We start from the raw sequence: 13,467 nt of genomic DNA on the forward strand, positions 1-13,467 counted from the left end.
CGCGCACCTTCCATCACTCCCATGGTGGGCGCCGTCGGCCACGCGCGGCTCGCGAGGCCCAGACGTCCTCACGCGCCCCCCGCGCTCGCCCCTGGCAGCTACCGCGGCCCTGGGAGCAGCCCTGCCGCGACCAACAACCGTCGCTCCCCGCGCCGGCGCGGGTGGTTGAGCTGGAGCAGGCGCACCGTCACCCGTGCCACGGCGGACTTCGGGACGAGCACCCCTCCATCAAGTTCCCGCGACGCATCATCGCTTGCGAGGACGAGTCTTCTTCTTGACCTTCATCGGAGTCCGCTGGCTGAGCAACTTCACGAGATCGGTCACGAGCTCCGGCGCGTCCAGCGCCTCGGCAAACTCACGAACCGTCGAGACAACCCACTTCTCGTCAACATCGGCATGCGCGCTCAGGATGGATTCGATGTCCACCATGTCGCGCGAGCGATGGGCTATAGCCTTCATGACGAGGAGATCCTCGGGCACTGGAAGCGGAACGCGCAAACCGCCCAGATCCGTGGGGACTGCGCGACGAACCGCGTTCTCCTCGAACGGCAAGGCCCCCATCGAGAGGTCGATGGGAACACCGGATCGGTCATGTCGAAGCAGAAGGACGCGGGAGTTGAGGGCGAACCCCAGCGCATCTGGGATGCGGGGAACGATGCCATGCCGCTCCCCGTCGGCCAGGAAAACGGGCCACTCGCTGTGGTTCGGAAGCCACGCGACGACATCCACGTCTCTCGTCGTGCGCGGCTTACTCAGGATCGACACCGCGACCCCGCCGATGATCAGCATGGGGACGCCGGATGCCTCTGACCAGGCGAGGAGCGCGCGTACCGCGTCCTCGAGCTCCGCCAGCGAGCGGCTCATCAGACACCCAGGCGCTCTGCGAGCAGGTTCCAGCGCCGGCGCACCTGCTCCACCTCCTTGTCTGCATCGATCGAGCCACCGAGTCCCCGGGCCACTCCCATGAGCATCGCGAGGTCGCAGAACTTCCTGGCCGGAGACATCGCCTCGAGCTCTTCCTGCTCGACCTCCGCCACCATCTCCCAGCGCTTCTTGTAGGCCCGGATGTCGTCCGCGTTCATCCGTAGATCGTACCACCGAGTGGCACGCTCGACGTCAGATCGTCGCTCTCTCCCGGGATTGACCGCGCGCCGTGCCGACACGCTCCCGTTTCTCCCGACGTTGTAGAGCCGTGTGCCTCATGGATCCGGAGACTCCCCGCCCTGCACGCTCGCCAAGCGTCACCGCGCGCCCCCGCCCCCACCAGCATTGCGACAGCCCCCTCGCCATGGCACGAGCCCGCCCTCATGCCGACCCGCCCCTTCACCCTGGGCCGCTCCCGCCCGCTCTCGGGCGATCCCGGCGCGCGCCCGTTCGAGCTCCCGGCGCACCACCTCGTGACCCACGGCGTGGTCGTCGGCATGACCGGCAGCGGCAAGACCGGGCTCGTCATGGTCCTCGTCGAGGAGGCGCTGCGCTCGGGCGTCCCGGTGCTCATGGTCGACGTGAAGGGCGACCTGCCCAACCTGCTCTTCACGTTCCCGGAGCTCTCCGCGGCCGAGTTCGAGCCGTGGATCGACCCCTCCGCCGCCGCGCGCGACGGCCGCTCGACGACCGACGTCGCCGAGGGGCTCGCGGCGCGCTGGCGCGACGGCCTCGCCTCCTCGGGGCTCGGGTCGGGCGACGTCGCCGCGCTCCGCGCCCGCATGGCCCCGCGCCTGCTGACGCCGGGCACAACGGCGGGCGAGCCGGTCCACGTGCTGTCGGCGCTCGAGACCCCCTCCCCGCTCTGGGACGAGGACGAAGAGGCCGCCCGCGAGGCGCTCTCGGCCTCGCTGTCGCTCCTGCTCCGGCTCGTCGGCCGCGACCCGGATCCGGCCCGGAGCCGCGAGCACGTGCTGCTCGCGCACCTCGCCGAGCGGCGGCTGCGCGCGCGGCGGGCCGCGGGGCTCGAGGAGCTGCTCGCGGACCTGGCCGATCCGCCGATCGCCGCCGTGGGCGCCCTCGGCGTCGACGAGTTCTTCGCCCCCAAGGAGCGCCAGGCGCTCGCCCGCGAGCTCAACACCCTGCTCGCCTCGCCCACGTTCGCCACCTGGCGCAAGGGCGCGCCGCTCGACGTCGCGGCGTGGCTCGCGCCGCAGGCCGGCGGCGGCAGCGGCGACGCCAAGACCCCGGCGGTGATCGTCAGCGTCGCGCACCTCGACGACGACGAGCGGCTCCTCGTCCTCGGGCTGCTGTTCGATCAACTGCTCTCGTGGGTGCGCGGCCTCTCGGGCACGAGCGACCTGCGCGCCCTCGTGGTCTTCGACGAGGTGTTCGGCTTCTTGCCCCCGCACCCGGCGAACCCGCCCACGAAGCGGCCGCTGCTCGCGCTGCTGAAGCAGGCGCGCGCCTTCGGGGTCGGCGTCGTCCTCGCCACGCAGAACCCGATGGACCTCGACTACAAGGCGCTCTCGAACGCCGGCGCGTGGTTCGTGGGCCGGCTCCAGACCGACGCCGATCGCGAGCGCGTCGTCGAGGGGCTCTCGGGCGCGGACGGCGGCGCCGGCGGCGTCGAGGCCGCGGCCCTCTCGGCCACGCTGAAGGCGCTCCCCCCGCGCACGTTCTTCGTGCGCGACGTCCACATGCAGCCGCCGTCGTTCCTCGCCGAGACGCGCTTCAGCCTGTCGTGGCTGCGTGGCCCGGTCACCCGGCGCGAGATCGGCCGCCTCGTTCGGAGCATCTCCCCTCCCCCGCCCGCGCCCGATCCGGCGCGCGCTTCTCTCGATTCCAGGTCTGCACAGCCAGATCCCAGAGTCGATTCTCTCGATCCCAGGTCTGCATCTCCCGATCCGAGGCGCGCTTCGCCCGCTCCGTCGAGCCCCGCCCAGCGCGCGCCCGTGGGCCCGGGCGGGACGGTCGTGCTCGACCCGCGCCACACGCCCGCCGCCCCGCAGCCCGCGCGGCGCAGCACGGCGGCTCGTGCGGACGCCGGGGCCCCCGCGCCGGCGCCGCCGCCCCCGGCAACGACGGCGCCCCCGCCAGCGCCCGATGGATGGCGGAGCCTCTACGCGCACGCCCCTGCCGCCGCGCCGGAGGGCTTCCGTTACGTTCCCTGGGTTGCTGTCTCCGTGATCGCCCACCTGCGCGACACGAAGCTCGGCATCGCCCTCAACCGGAGCCAGCTCCTCGCCGCCCCGCTCCTGCCCGACGGCAAGCCGGATCTCTCGCGCGTCGCCCGGCTCGACGCTTCGCTGCTCGCCACATCGCCCGCCGCGGGCGCCCGCTTCGCCGAGCTGCCTGCCCCGCTCGCGAAGCGCGCCACCGCGCAGGCCGCGGCGCGCGCGCTCCGGGAGCACGCCTACCGCACGACCGAGGCCGCGGTGGCCGTCCACAAGGAGCTCGGGCTCGCGCAGGACGACGGCGAGCCCCTCGAGGCGTTCGCCGCCCGCTGCCGCGCCGCCGCGGCCCGGCTCGCCGCCGCCGAGCAACAGCAGATCGTCGGCCGGTTCGCGCCCAAGATCGCGCGCCTCGGCGAGCGCATCGCCGCCGCGAAGGCGCGGTACGGCCAGGCCGAGGCCGAGGTGGCCGCGCTCCCCGGCGCGGTGGGCGCCGCGCTCCTCGGGCTCGTCGCCGGCCGGGACACCGCCCGGCGCGCCGGCACCCAGCGCGACAAGGCCGCCGCGAAGCTCGAGCGCGCGCGGCAGGAGTGGACCGAGGCGGACGCCGCGCTCCGCGACCTCCACGCCGCGCAGGCCGCCGAGCTCGGGGCGCTGGAGCAGCTCCCCCTCCGCGCCGGCGAGGGTATCGAGACGAAGCGCCTCGTCCCCAAGAAGAACGACGTCGAGGTCGCGTTCGTGGCGCTCGCCTGGGCCGCGACGCTCGCCGGCCCCGCGTGAGCCGCGGCGCGACGCGCGCGACGCGACGCCCACACCTCCTCCTCCCGCGACGTCGCGGTATCCCTCCCTCCATCGAGGCGCTAGGCTCCCCTGCATGCAGCCGATCGGCGCACCTGAGCTACGCCTCGACGGGGAGCCCGCGCGGCTCTGCCCGCGGTAACGCCATGCCGTCCTCCCGCTTCCGCGCCGGGCTCGGCCGTCCGAGCTCGGCGCCCGCCGAGATCGCGTGGTTCGCGTTCCGCGGCGACGATCTCCTCGTCCGCGCGCCGAGCGACGGCGGCGATCGCTTCGACATCCCGATCGCGGCCGATCTCGCCGACCTCGGCGTCTCCGTCACGCGCGCGCAGCCGCTCGGCGAGCTGGACGGGCGCGCCTGCCGCTCGGCCGAGCTCGCGCAGGGCGCGCCGGCGCCGGCGGGATACGCCTACGTCTCGCTGCGGCGCCTCCACGGGCGCATCGATCCGGAGCTGTTCGAGATCGCGGGCACGGCGTACCAGGTGCAGCACTGGGACAGGGCGCACCAGTACTGCGCTGCGTGCGGCACTGCGCTCGAGGCCGGGCAGGACGAGCGCGTGAAGCGCTGCGTCCGCTGCGCGAGCAACTACTTCCCCCGGATCACGCCGGCGACGATCGTGCTCGTCGAGGACGGCCCGCGCGTCCTGATGACGCGCCAGGCGCGGTTCCCTGCGGGCATGTACGGCCTCGTCGCCGGGTTCGTCGAGCCGGGCGAGACGCTGGAGACCTGCGTCGCGCGCGAGGTCCACGAGGAGACGGGCGTCGACGTCGCCGACATCGTCTATTTCGGCAGCCAGCCGTGGCCGTTCCCCCACCAGATCATGGTCGGGTTCACCGCGCGCTACGCCGGCGGCGAGCTCCGCGTCGACACGCGCGAGCTCGAGGACGCGCGCTGGTTCCACCGCGACGCGCTGCCGCTCTTGCCGCCGCCGCTCAGCATCGCCCGGAAGCTCATCGAGGCCTGGCTCGCGCGGCCGGCGCGGTAGCGGCGCCTCAGACGCGCCGCAGCTTCCACGTGCCGCGGCGGAACACGAGCCCGCCCGCGAATGCGAGCGTCGAGAACGCCACCGCGATCGCGACGAACACGCCCGCCGGGCCGAGCCCCGCGGCGCCCGAGAGGCCCCAGGCGAGCGGGATCTCCCAGAGCCAGAAGCAGGCGAAGTTCAGCAGCGTGGGCGTCCAGGTGTCGCCGGCGCCGTTGAACGCCTGCGTGAACACCAGGCCGAAGCCGTAGAACAGGAACCCGCACGAGAGGATCCGCAGCGTCTGCGTGCCGAACCGGAGCACCTCGGCGTCGTCCGTGAACGCGCCGACGATGGCGCGCGCGCCCACCGCGAAGACGACGCCCACCGCGCCGAGCATGACGGTGGTCCAGATGCCCGCGCGGTACACGGCGGCCTCGGCCCGGTCGGGGCGCCCCGCGCCAAGGTTCTGCCCGACCAGGGTCGCGGCGGCGTTCGAGAGCCCGAGCGCCGGCAGGATCGCGAACACGATGACGCGCATCCCGATCGTGTAACCGGCGAGCGCCGCGCTCCCGAAGGGCGCGATGATGCGCACAAGGCCGCTCCAGCTCGCCATGCCGATGACGTTTTGCAGCGCGCCGTTCGCGAAGAGCCGGAGCAGCGCCGCGAGCGCCCCCGGGTCGGGGACGAGGTGCCGCGCTCGCACCTTCACCCGGCCGCTGCCGCGCGCGAGGAAGAAGACCTGCAGCGCGACGCCGGTCCCGCGGCCAAGGGTCGTCCCGACCGCCGCGCCGGCCACCCCGAGCTCCGGGAACGGGCCGAGGCCGAAGATGAGGCACGGGCCGAGCGCCATGTTCAGCGCGTTCGAGAGCCAGAGCACCCGCATCGACAGCGCCGCGTCGCCCGCCCCGCGGAAGATCGCGTTGATGACGAACAGCATCAGGATCGTCGCGTTGCCGAGCAGCATGATCGAGGCGAACGGCGCGCCGATCGCGATCACCGCGGGCGTCGCCCCCATCGCCGCGAGCAGCCGCGACCCGAGCAGCGCGCCGACCGCCGAGATCGGCAGCGAGATGAGCAGGCCGAGCACGATCGCCTGCCCCGCCATGGCGGCCGCCTCCTCGTGGCGCCCCTCGCCGACCCGCCGCGCGACCGTCGCGGACGCGGCGACCGCGAGGCCCATCGCAATGGCGTAGACGAGCGCGAGGAGCGACTCCGTGAGCCCGACGGCGGCGACGGCGTCGGCGCCGAGCCGCGAGACCCAGAAGACGTCGACCACGACGAAGAGCGACTCCATGAGCATCTCCATGACCATCGGGATCGCGAGCAGCGCGATGGCCCGGTCGATGGATCCGGTGGTGAAGTCGTGCTCGCCGCCGCGGACCGCGTCGCGGAGCGTGGACCAGGCTCCCGCGCCGCGGCGCGAGCCGGGCGAGGGCGGCGAGGGAGCAAGAGCGTCCGCGCGCAGGTCGGGGGCGGGTGGCGTGCCGTGGTCGCGCATGAGGGCCGGCAAGCTGATCGCTGCGGGCCGCTTCGTCCAGCGGCTTCGCTGGCCGCGCGCGGTTCACCTCACGGCCCGACGGGGTTCACCGGCCCATAGAGCTCGATTTCCGAGACGGAGTACGACGCGTCTCCGGAGGTCGCCCGGATCCTCGCGTAGCGAGCCTCGACCCTCTCCGGGAGAGCATGGGCCGGCCGCGTGCGCGTCCCGCCCCCCCCGAACGTGGGCACGGCCGCCAGCGGGACCCATGTCGCCCCATCCGTGGACGACTCGACGAGGTACTCGTCGTTGTTGTCGGCCTGCACAACGACGCGAGCGAGGGAGTAGATCGCTCCCAGGTCCACCGTGAGCGACGTGCCCTCGGGGGTGACCACGGAATACATCGGATCATCCCAGGGCTGACCTTCCGGCGCGAACATCGTATCGGTGACGAACTGCAGATCTCCTCGAGGCGCTCCGTCCGCCGTGACGGGCCTCGCGGCTGCGAGGTTGACGAGCACCTCGAAGGTCGAGCTGGGAGGCTGGGCCGCCGCGACGCTGTCGGCATAACTTGGATCACCGCTCAGCGCGACGTCGAGGGTGCACCACTCCAGGAGCGTGGGGTCCGCGACGCCCCGGTCGCTGCAGACCTGCCTCGCCGACGCGCGCTGGTCGTCCGGCACATCGCGGAGCAAGGCGGGCCGCTCGGGGAGCGTCCGATCCGTGAAGGTGTCGGTGCTCTCTCCCTCGGCATAGTCGAACAGAGACTCCTCCCGGGCGATCCTCCAGCTCTCAGCGAAGGAGGCATAGAGCTCCTGGAACGTCGGCGAGATCAGGACCGCGCCGGTGCGCGTGGCGACGTCGTCGGAGCCATCGTCGTTGAAGTTGCCGAACACCCCGCGAACCTGCCCTCTCCGTGATGGCGGAAGCAGGATCCGAAGATCGAGGTGATCCGAGGCCACCGTGATCTCGGCTCGCTCGCCGTCGGCCGAAGGCCAGAGGAGCGTGTACTTGGTGCTCTCGAGGAGCACCTGGCCTCCACCGGCCAGGGTGAGGGCGGCCCCGTCCGCGAGGGCCGTCGCGGTTCCATTCAAATAGAGCGGAGGCGATCTCCCCGCATAGAGCGCGACGCGGTCGGCGCCCAGCGTGGTTGCCACTGCCGTGTTGACGGAGACGCGACGCGATGCGCCCAGAGATCCCTGGCGGGTTTGAACGGCGAGCGGTGCTCCCGAGGTGGATTCGAGGACGACGAACTCGCCGACCGCCTGGAAATCGTAGGCCAATCCATCGAACGTGACGATGTGGGGGTCACCCACGGCGGACGCGCCAGGCATCCCTCCGCTCGATCCTCCTGCCCCGCTGCCCGAGCCCGATCCGCTGCCGGCGCCTGCACCGCTGCCACCTGCCCCGTCGCCGCCGGCGCCCCCTGCTCCACCGGCGGCACCTGCTCCGCCGGCGGCACCTGCTCCGCCGCTGCCGCCTGCACCGTTGCCGCCATCTCCCCCTGCCCCGTCGCCGCCGGCGGCACCTGCTCCGCCGCTGCCGCCTGCACCGTTGCCGCCATCTCCCCCTGCCCCGCCGCTGCCGCCTGCACCGTTGCCGCCGGCGCCCCCTGCCCCGCCGCCCCCACCTCCATCTCCCCCAGGGCACCAGCCCGCCTTGCGCTTCAGCTCGTCGAGCGCGACCGACTCCGTCCCATCCGGCTTGTAGAGATAGAACCCCCGGCCTTCGTTGTCGTAGAGCTGCCAGTAGAACGCTGCAGCCAGCCGCCCACCCCGGGCGACGTTCAGCACATTGTTGATGCGACGTCGCACCTCGGCCTCTGGATATTCCAGCTCCGGCAGGCCGAACTCGGAGAGGATGACCTGCCCGTTGCCGAGAGCCATCGGATCCGTCGGAAAGGTCGGCAAATCGGCCAGCTCCGGCACGAGTCGAATGAACGCGTTACGTTGCGCCACGTCGGCATAGAGAAAGTCGAGCGCCTGGGTCAAGGCCATCTGCGTCTGGGCGTCGTTCACCCCCTGCAGCATGGAGTCGTACGACGAGTAACTCACCATGTCCGGCCCGATGAACGGCAGGAGGTGCGACAGGCGCAGCTGCTCGCCATTGCACTCGAGTCCCAGCGCCTCGCGCACGCGGTTGACCTCCACCGCGAAGTAGACCTTGACGTCCGAAGCCACGGCGGCACGAGCCTGCGCGACCCCCTCCTGCTTCGCGCGAAACCACTCAATCGCCTTCTTCACGTCTGCCGCTGGCGGCGGGGGCAAGCAGCTCGCCTGAGCGCGGAGGAACAGCCAGTCGCCCTCCCAGTTCTTGATGATGAACGTCTTTTTCGTTCCGTTGTACTCTTCGATGAGGTAGCGAGCGAGCTCGTAATGCTGTCGCTTCTCGAGCTGCAGCACCGTCTCCGGCGTACCGGTGCTGCCTCCGTGGTACATGTTCTCGATGTACCTCCCCGGCCCGGTCATGGCGGAGACGCTCATCGCAACGAGACTGAGGTTGGGGTCGCCGAGCGCGCGGGTGACGAAGGGCCGCTGCGCCGCCTCCAAGGGACTGCTGACCGAGAGCCACCTTTCGGAGTCGACTGTTCCTTCGTGGGTCGACTTGTCGGGGCGGAGCGAGACGTGAATTGCCCGCGCGCCGAGCTGGCGAGCACGGTCCACCCCCTCGGTGAAGACGTTGACAGACTCATCGTGTCGGTACAGTGCTCCCTGGTTGGCGAACCCGATGAGAGGCGCATCCGTGCATGAGCCGGGCTCAGGGCGAGACGACCCAGAACAAGCAGCGGGAGCGATCCCGGCGACAGCAAGCAGGAGTTTAAACACCGTACGCATATGCAGAGTTCGCCTTCTTCACTCTGTCGGGTAACGATCCGACCAAGGTCAAGGTAGCCGCGCCTCAGCGGATCGAGAACGGATCCCGGTCGCGCGCGCTGAGGGCGACGCGCAGCGACGGCACCGCGGCGCGCAGGCGCTCTGCGAGGCGCTTCAGCGCGGCGCGCTCGCTGTTCGAGTGCAGCGCGCACACCACGGTGACACCCGCGCTCGCCGCGCGGAGCGCGTCGTGGTGGCGCAGCTCGCCGGTCAGGTAGAGCTCGGCGCCCTGCGCGATGGCGTCTTCGAGGAGCGCGCCGCCCGCGCCAGCGCACGTGGCCGCGCGGGAGACGGCGCGCTGCTCGGGGCCGGCCACGAGCAAGGCGTCGACCCCGAGGCCCTCCTTGATGCGACCGAGCAGCTCGGAGACCGGCGCCGCGCCGGCGAGCGGCCCGATCCGACCGATGCCGGCCCTGAGCGGCTCGGCGGCGAGCTCGACGAGGTCGAACGCCACCTCCTCGTAGGGGTGCGCTGCGCGCATCGCCTGCACGACCGCGGCGGTCCGGTCGCGGGGGAAGACCATCTCCAGCCGCACCTCGGGGACGCGCTCGAGCCGGCCCTTCTCGCCGACCGTGGGGTTCGCGCCCTCCTCCCCGAAGAACGTGCCCGTCCCCAGCGTGCGGAAGCTGCAGCGCGAATACCGGCCGATCTGGCCCGCGCCCGCCTCGGCGAGGGCGTCGGCTACCGCGTCGGCGTGATCCTCCGGGACGAAGACGACGAGCTTGTGCTGCCACGCCTTGGAGGGCGCCCTCCTGAGCGGCGCGCGGTCCGGCGAGATCCCGAGCGCGTCGGCGAGGACATCGTTGGTGCCCCCCTCGGCGACGTCGAGCGCGGTGTGGGGCGAGTACAGCGCGATGCCGTCGCGGATGGCCGCGAAGATAGGGCTCGGCGCGACCACGCGCTTCACGGCCTCGAAGAGGGGCGGATGGTAGGCGACGACGAGATCGCAGCCGAGATCGCGCGCCTCCCGGGCGACCTCGGGGGTGTAATCGATGGCGAGGAGCGCCGCCGACGAGGGCCGCGCCGGGTCGCCCGCGAGCAAGCCGACGTTGTCCCAGGGCTCCGCGAACCGGAGCGGCGCGATCGACTCGAGCGCTGAAAGGACGTCTCGGAGGAGGGTCATGAGCGCCTCTATACCAGCGGCGACCGCGGCTGGCGCAGCGGCGACGCGGCGACGCGGCAACCGCGGAGCCGAGCTCCGCGCGACGGCGGCGCCGAGCGCAACCGGAGGCGCCGCGTCGCGCCGGGACCCGGGCGGCCGGCTCGACGCCAGGCGGGCGCAGCGCAGCGCGACGTCGACGCGCGCGGACGCGCGAGCGGGCAACGCCGCCCGCGAGGGCTCGCCGCGGCAGCAGCGCAATCGATGCAGACCAGGCCTGTGCCATGCTGTGCCGGGCATCCCCGCGCTGAGAGGCTGCGCCCGCGGATCCTGCGCTGGTATGGATGCTGCTGTTCTCTGGCACCATGGCCAGTCCCCCCTCTTCTCCGGCTCAATTCCGGATCGCGCTCGCTCACCAGTTGACACGCGCGATCCTCGCCACCGCGACGCTCAACGTGGCAGTTGGAGGCGCCGCCTGCGGCGGTGACGTCACCCTGGAGCGCGCGTCGGGCGGAGGCGGTGGCCCCGCGTCGGGCGACGAGAGCTCGGGGGCGCGCGGAGGGATGGGCGGGAATGGCGGGCCAGGCGGAGATGCCGTCACGTCAATCCAGGCGGGCGGCGTCCAGTGGACCGAGGAGGGAACGGTCTGTGTCGCCCTGGAGCCCTCGGGACAGGGAGGACAGGGCGGTGTCGGGGGAGCTGCCGGCGAAGGGGGGACTGCCGGCGAGGGCGGCATCGGCGGCTCACCCGCGGTCACGTGCCCGACCTTCGACCCCTACGGCTCCTCCGTCCCGGGGTCGCCGCCCGGTGCGCCCGCGGGGTGCTGGTACACAAGCCTCGGTGAAGGCGTCCTCCAAGGCAGCGAGTGCTGCTACGAGTTCGTCGCGACCTGCGGCGGCACAGGTCGCCCGTTCCTCGTGGGCGAGCGCGCGCGCACGGCGCGGGCAGAGCGGCGAGCGGCGAGCGGATGGTGCGCCGCGGCGCCCCCGGACGTGGCGGCGCTGACGCAGTCGACCCGCGCCGCGCTGGCCGAGGCGTGGCTCCGCGACGCCTTGCTCGAGCACGCGTCGGTCGCCTCCTTCGCGCGGTTCGCGCTGGAGCTGATGGCGGTCGGGGCCCCCCCGGACATGCTCGCGGCCGCGCACGAGGCCGCGGGCGACGAGGTGCGCCACGCGGCGCTCTGCTTCGGCCTGGCGAGCGCGTACGCCGGCGCGGCGCTCGCGCCGGCGCCGTTCGCGTTCGGCGGGCGGGTCGAGGTCGCCTCGGGCCTGCCCGAGCTCGCGGCGCGCGCCGTCCGCGAGGGCTGCGTCGGCGAGACGCTCGCCGCCGTGCAAGCCAGCGAGCAGCGCTCGCGCGCCACCGACGCCGCGGTCCGGAGCGCCCTTGCCACGATCGCCGAGGACGAGGCCCGGCACGCCGAGCTCGCGTGGCGCTTCGTGGCCTGGGCGCTCCAGACGGGCGGCGAGCCGGTGCGCCGGGCGGTCTCCGAGGCCTTCGAGGCGGCCCTCGCCTCGCCTCCTCCGGCCGCCACGGCGCCGGACGCCGAGGCCGACGCCCTCGCCGCCCACGGGCGCCCTGACGGCGCGGCGCTGGCCGCCTCCCACCGCCGCGCGGTCGCGGAGGTCATCGCGCCTGCGATGCGCGCGCTGCTGGGCGCGTGGTCCTAGCGAGGACGCGATCCGGCGTGTACCGGAAGGTGGAACGTGGACGATGGACGATGCGCAGGCGCAGCTCGCTCCGGACACGCCGCACGCAGATCGAGTGGAAAAACATCCAGAAGACGGTCAGTAGATCGAGACGATGCGCCGAACGATCACAGGCTACCATCAGGACGATGCGAACGATTGGGTGGCCGAGCTGAGCTGTGGACATGGCCAGCACGTCCGGCACAAGCCGCCGTTCTTCTTGCGCCCCTGGGTCGTCACGTCCGAGGGCCGCGCATCGATGCTCGGCACCGAGCTCGACTGCGTGCGCTGCGATCAGCTCGAGATGCCCGACGGGCTGGTCGCGTACAAGCGCACGGCCGAGTTCGACGAGGTCACGATCCCTTCCGGCCTGCGAAAGAACCATTCCACCAAGCCCGGCGTGTGGGGGGTGATCCACGTGATCTCGGGGCGGCTGCGCTACCGGATCGATGGGCTCGGTGGTCGAGAGCTCTCTCTCGATCCAGAGAGCCCAGGGATCGTCGTCCCCGAGGTGCTGCACCACGTCGACCCCGACGGCCCGGTGCGGTTCTTCGTGGAGTTTCGACGCAAGGGCGGGTAACCCGACCCGTCGAATGGGACGGTCGCATCGAGCGTTCTGGGTCCTCATGAGCCGATCCTCCATCGCCCTGCTGGTCGCCGCCGTCATCGGGTGTAGCCCGCCTTCTCCCACCCCCTCGGCGAGCGTCTCCGCGGCTCCTGCGGAACCAGGCCGAGCTCCGGCGCCCGGCGCGACCACGCCCCCGGCCGGCACCTCCGCCGTGGAAAGCCCGGCGCCCGCGGCAGCACCCCAGGTCGCCACGGACACCGCCGGCGGCTCCAAGGTGAGCCTCGACGATCCGCGGATCCAGAAGATCAGGGCCCGGTATCAGGACATCCAGGCCCGCAAGGACCTGACGCGAAGCGAGCTCCGCTTCGAGTGCGCAGGCGGCGAGGGACGCGGCGAGCTCCGGCTATACCAGGCAGACGGCGCGATCCAGAAGGCGGAGATCGCGGCCGCCGACGCGGGGCACGGCGAGTCGACGTACCAGTTCTACTACGACCAGGGCCAGCTGGTCTTCGCGCTGCACGACGATGGATCCTGGGCCTTTGACGGGACAAGGGGTACGCCGGACAAGCCGGCGACGACGAGCAGCGTCACGCAGCGCCGGTACTATCTTCACGAAGGCGAGCCCGTGCTCTGCATCGGGAAGCACGCGAAAGGTCCCACGGAGAAGCTCGGCCCCTTGCTGGAGCAGGCGCCCAACCGGCCTGACGATTGCTCCAGGGCCAAGAAGACGCAGCAGATCGCCTCCGCCGCCCTGGCGGGCGCGAAGCCCAAGACCACGGATGAGCTCAAGAAGCTGCTCTGCAACTGAGCCCAGCGGCGCGACCGGGCGGCCAATCTTCTCGAGAGTTCTCGGACATCGGACCGGAAGACATGCGGCGCGCACGCTCTTCCTCCAGGTCTCGCCGCC

Annotated in this window: 10 protein-coding genes; 5 read left to right on the top strand and 5 right to left on the bottom strand. The window is 72.4% G+C overall.

Annotated elements, in window-relative coordinates; genetic code table 11:
• Window positions 1-246 precede the first annotated feature (246 nt).
• Both WMF46_RS23855 and WMF46_RS23860 read right to left on the bottom strand, forming a co-directional pair.
• A complete protein-coding gene (locus WMF46_RS23855) occupies window positions 247-864 on the bottom strand; it encodes a nucleotidyl transferase AbiEii/AbiGii toxin family protein (protein WP_437987701.1) in 618 nt (205 codons plus the stop codon).
• Window positions 864-1,082, bottom strand: a complete 219-nt coding sequence (locus WMF46_RS23860; protein ID WP_437910799.1) for a hypothetical protein — start codon at window positions 1,080-1,082, stop codon at window positions 864-866. The genes WMF46_RS23855 and WMF46_RS23860 overlap by 1 nt, the downstream gene beginning before the upstream one ends.
• Window positions 1,083-1,307: 225 nt before the next feature.
• Between WMF46_RS23860 and WMF46_RS23865 the strand changes: the two genes are divergently transcribed.
• Both WMF46_RS23865 and nudC read left to right on the top strand, forming a co-directional pair.
• On the top strand, window positions 1,308-3,878 hold the full coding sequence (locus tag WMF46_RS23865; RefSeq protein WP_437987702.1) for a helicase HerA-like domain-containing protein: 2,571 nt from the start codon (window positions 1,308-1,310) through the stop codon (window positions 3,876-3,878).
• 164 nt (window positions 3,879-4,042) lie between these two features.
• Window positions 4,043-4,879, top strand: a complete 837-nt coding sequence (nudC, locus tag WMF46_RS23870) for an NAD(+) diphosphatase (RefSeq protein WP_437987703.1) — start codon at window positions 4,043-4,045, stop codon at window positions 4,877-4,879.
• A gap of 7 nt (window positions 4,880-4,886) precedes the next feature.
• Here nudC and WMF46_RS23875 read toward each other — a convergent pair whose 3' ends face one another.
• From WMF46_RS23875 to WMF46_RS23885, 3 genes are all read right to left on the bottom strand, one after another.
• Window positions 4,887-6,356 carry an MATE family efflux transporter gene (locus WMF46_RS23875; RefSeq protein WP_437987704.1) on the bottom strand — a complete coding sequence of 490 codons (1,470 nt, stop codon included), beginning with the start codon at window positions 6,354-6,356 and terminating at the stop codon, window positions 4,887-4,889.
• 68 nt (window positions 6,357-6,424) lie between these two features.
• Window positions 6,425-8,803 (bottom strand): VWD domain-containing protein, encoded by a 2,379-nt coding sequence (locus WMF46_RS23880; RefSeq protein ID WP_437987705.1) that lies wholly within the window; start codon window positions 8,801-8,803, stop codon window positions 6,425-6,427.
• Window positions 8,804-9,233: 430 nt separating this feature from the next.
• The gene (locus WMF46_RS23885) at window positions 9,234-10,331 is read right to left on the bottom strand and encodes a Nif3-like dinuclear metal center hexameric protein (RefSeq protein WP_437987706.1); all 1,098 of its coding nucleotides are present in this window, start codon (window positions 10,329-10,331) and stop codon (window positions 9,234-9,236) included.
• A gap of 395 nt (window positions 10,332-10,726) precedes the next feature.
• Between WMF46_RS23885 and WMF46_RS23890 the strand changes: the two genes are divergently transcribed.
• The 3 genes from WMF46_RS23890 (at window position 10,727) to WMF46_RS23900 (ending at window position 13,368) form a co-directional block, all read left to right on the top strand.
• A complete protein-coding gene (locus WMF46_RS23890) occupies window positions 10,727-11,974 on the top strand; it encodes a ferritin-like domain-containing protein (RefSeq protein WP_437987707.1) in 1,248 nt (415 codons plus the stop codon).
• A gap of 133 nt (window positions 11,975-12,107) precedes the next feature.
• Window positions 12,108-12,572: a DUF3565 domain-containing protein gene (locus tag WMF46_RS23895; protein ID WP_437987708.1), complete on the top strand. Its 465-nt coding sequence runs from the start codon at window positions 12,108-12,110 to the stop codon at window positions 12,570-12,572.
• A gap of 46 nt (window positions 12,573-12,618) precedes the next feature.
• A complete protein-coding gene (locus WMF46_RS23900) occupies window positions 12,619-13,368 on the top strand; it encodes a hypothetical protein (protein ID WP_437987709.1) in 750 nt (249 codons plus the stop codon).
• Window positions 13,369-13,467: the final 99 nt, after the last annotated feature.

Source organism: Sorangium sp. So ce117, assembly GCF_051524395.1.
Lineage (GTDB): Bacteria > Myxococcota_A > Polyangia > Polyangiales > Polyangiaceae > Sorangium > Sorangium cellulosum_B.

What these genes read in the sequence shown, in the direction of transcription:
- WMF46_RS23855 (WP_437987701.1), bottom strand. Translation starts at nt 864, where the DNA reads ATGAGCCGCTCGCTGGCGGAGCTCGAGGACGCGGTACGCGCGCTCCTC.
- WMF46_RS23860 (WP_437910799.1), bottom strand. Translation starts at nt 1,082, where the DNA reads ATGAACGCGGACGACATCCGGGCCTACAAGAAGCGCTGGGAGATGGTG.
- WMF46_RS23895 (WP_437987708.1), top strand. Translation starts at nt 12,108, where the DNA reads ATGCGCCGAACGATCACAGGCTACCATCAGGACGATGCGAACGATTGG.
- nudC (WP_437987703.1), top strand. Translation starts at nt 4,043, where the DNA reads ATGCCGTCCTCCCGCTTCCGCGCCGGGCTCGGCCGTCCGAGCTCGGCG.
- WMF46_RS23865 (WP_437987702.1), top strand. Translation starts at nt 1,308, where the DNA reads ATGCCGACCCGCCCCTTCACCCTGGGCCGCTCCCGCCCGCTCTCGGGC.
- WMF46_RS23885 (WP_437987706.1), bottom strand. Translation starts at nt 10,331, where the DNA reads ATGACCCTCCTCCGAGACGTCCTTTCAGCGCTCGAGTCGATCGCGCCG.
- WMF46_RS23880 (WP_437987705.1), bottom strand. Translation starts at nt 8,803, where the DNA reads ATGACCGGGCCGGGGAGGTACATCGAGAACATGTACCACGGAGGCAGC.
- WMF46_RS23875 (WP_437987704.1), bottom strand. Translation starts at nt 6,356, where the DNA reads ATGCGCGACCACGGCACGCCACCCGCCCCCGACCTGCGCGCGGACGCT.
- WMF46_RS23900 (WP_437987709.1), top strand. Translation starts at nt 12,619, where the DNA reads ATGAGCCGATCCTCCATCGCCCTGCTGGTCGCCGCCGTCATCGGGTGT.